The following is a 2,288-nucleotide window of genomic DNA, read 5'->3' as shown; positions in this document are numbered from 1 at the left end:
CGCGGACGGCGCGCTGCGGTCCGGGGACGACCGCGCTCGTGGCGCACAACGACCTGCTGGCCATCGGCATCATGCGCCGCCTGGCCGACCGCGGCGTCCGCGTGCCCGAGGACATCAGCGTGATCGGCTTCGACGACATCTTCGCCGCCGAGCTCGTCCAGCCTCCGCTCACCACCCTCGGCGGTCCCGACGCCCACGCCGGACGCCTCGCGGTCGAGATGCTCCTGGAGCTGCTCAAGGCGCCGCCCGGCGCGGCGCTGCGCGACGAGTCGGGCTCGCACCACCAGCGGCTGCCGACCGGTCTCGTGCTGCGCGACTCGTCCGGCCCCGCCGCGGGCTGAGCCGTCAGGTCGTGCGCCGCCTCGCCCGCCGGACGCTGGAGGCGACGGCCGCGACCACGATGCGCAGCAGGCTCAGCACTCCCCAGGCCACGACGACCACGCCGATGCCGAACAGGACGTCCGCGACCGGTCCCGGCACACCGGGGCGCGCGCTGCCGTCGTCGTCGAGGAGCAGGCCCGCGACCACCGTCATGCTGACCAGCCCGGCCAGCACCAGACCGGCGGCACGCGCGATGCCCTGCAGGACCTTCTCGTGCACGGTGACGGTCCGGCCGATCGACCCCGCCCGCACCGGCCGGTGCAGCGCGCGTCGTCCCGCCTCGTCCGCCTCGGACCAGGTGAGCACCAGGCGGTAGGCACGGCGGCGGGCGACGAGGCCGCGCACGACCGGGACGTAACGGACGAGCCCGCCGAGGCTGGAGAGCAGGGTCTCGAGCAGCGCACGGTCGGCTAGCGCCGGCAGCAGCGCGCGCTCACCGAGGATCGCCACGGCGTTCTCGGTCATCCGCGCGTCGCCGCGCCGGTTGGGGCGTCCCGGCGGAAGCCCCAGGTCCGTCTCGAGCCCCTGGAGCCGCCAGCGCACGGAGACCTCGGTGGTCCGCTGGAACCAGGCCGACGCCTCCCAGCGGTTGAAGAACGCGAGGACCAGCAGCACGCGATAGCGCCAGGCGGACGTGTCGGGCAGCAGCAGGTTCAGCTCGCGGACGTCCGGCCACGGCACCATCACCGGCTCGGTCGACGTCCCGGTCGGCGCCAACCACCGGTCGGTGTGCTCGACCGGGACGCGCGACTCCACGCGGACGCCCTCGGGGGCCAGCGTCACCGAGCCGTCGCGACCCCAGAACGTCAGGCCGCGCTCGTCGAGCGTGGCCGTGCGCAGGCGCAGGCTCACGCGGGGCCGGCGTGGGCGTGCAGCCGCGTGAACGCCAGCGCCTCCAGCAGGTCGGTCTCGCGGTTCGCGTCGCTGCCGGACTTGCGAGTGCTGATCTCGACGACGAGGTCGCCGTCGAAGCCGGCCGCGACGACCTGGGCCAGGAAGTCCGCGCACGGCTGGGCTCCGCGTCCGGGCACCAGGTGCTCATCCTTCGCCCCGGTGCCGCTGCCGTCCGCGACGTGGACGTGGCGCAGCCGCGGGCCGAGGTCCTTGGCCATCGCGAGCGGGTCGGTGTGCGAGGTCGCCGTGTGCGACAGGTCCATCGTGACGTGCGCGTAGTCCTGCTCGCGCGGGTCCCAGCCCGGGACGTAGGCCTGCAGCTCGCGCTTGCCGGTGCGCCAGGGGTACATGTTCTCGACCGCGAAGTCGATGCCGGTGCGCTCCTCCAGGTCGGCGATGCCCTCGACGAAGCGGCGTCCGTAGTCGCGCTGCCAGCGGAACGGCGGGTGCACCACGACGACGTCGGCGTCGAGCGCGTGGGCCATCTCGGCGCTGCGCTCGAGCTTGGCCCACGGGTCCGTGCCCCAGACGCGCTGCGTGATGAGCAGGCAGGGGGCGTGCACGGACGTCACCGGCACGCCGTGGAAGTCGCGCAGCCCCCGCACGGCGGTGACGTCGGCGCTCACGTCGTCGATGCCGACCATCACCTCGACGCCGTCGTAGCCGAGCCGGGCGGCGAGCTCGAACGCGTTCGCCGTCGTGCCCGGGTAGACCGAGGACGTGGACAGCGTGACCCGCGGGGCGGACGGAGCGGTCACAGGTGGTCCAGGTGCTCGAGGATGAGGCCCTCGCGCAGGGCCCACGGGCAGATCTCGAGCGCCTCGAGCTCGTAGATGTCCATGACCGCGTCGGCGACGACGGCACCGGCCAGCATCTGGTGGGCTCGGTCGGCGGACACGCCGGGCATCGCCGCGACCTCGGACGTGGACATGGACGCCAGCTCGCCCACGAGCGGGCCGAGCCGCGCGCGCTCAGGGGTGCGGCGGACGAACGCGCCCTCCGACGACGGCGCC

The 2,288-nt window shown here is 74.4% G+C and carries 4 protein-coding genes; 1 reads left to right on the top strand and 3 read right to left on the bottom strand.

What is annotated here, in order from left to right; translation table 11 throughout:
• Positions 1 to 341 (top strand): substrate-binding domain-containing protein (locus tag AC2W7G_RS14160; protein WP_485869000.1); only part of this gene is annotated, 341 nt, incomplete at its 5' end.
• Between the two features lie 4 nt (positions 342 to 345).
• Here AC2W7G_RS14160 and AC2W7G_RS14155 read toward each other — a convergent pair.
• The 3 genes from AC2W7G_RS14155 to AC2W7G_RS14145 all read right to left on the bottom strand — a co-directional run.
• Positions 346 to 1,233, bottom strand: coding sequence for a hypothetical protein (locus AC2W7G_RS14155; protein ID WP_485868999.1), 888 nt, complete (start codon positions 1,231 to 1,233; stop codon positions 346 to 348).
• The gene (locus tag AC2W7G_RS14150) at positions 1,230 to 2,033 is read right to left on the bottom strand and encodes a sugar phosphate isomerase/epimerase family protein (RefSeq protein WP_485868998.1); all 804 of its coding nucleotides are present in this window, start codon (positions 2,031 to 2,033) and stop codon (positions 1,230 to 1,232) included. Before AC2W7G_RS14150 ends, AC2W7G_RS14155 begins: the two co-directional genes overlap by 4 nt.
• Positions 2,030 to 2,288 (bottom strand): Ppx/GppA phosphatase family protein (locus tag AC2W7G_RS14145; protein ID WP_485868997.1); only part of this gene is annotated, 259 nt, incomplete at its 5' end. The genes AC2W7G_RS14145 and AC2W7G_RS14150, both read right to left, overlap by 4 nt.

The organism is Aeromicrobium sp. PFPM2_SD2 (assembly GCF_057364525.1).
The sequence above is the reverse complement of the archived record's forward strand: the minus strand, read 5'-3'. Positions and strand labels throughout refer to the sequence as shown.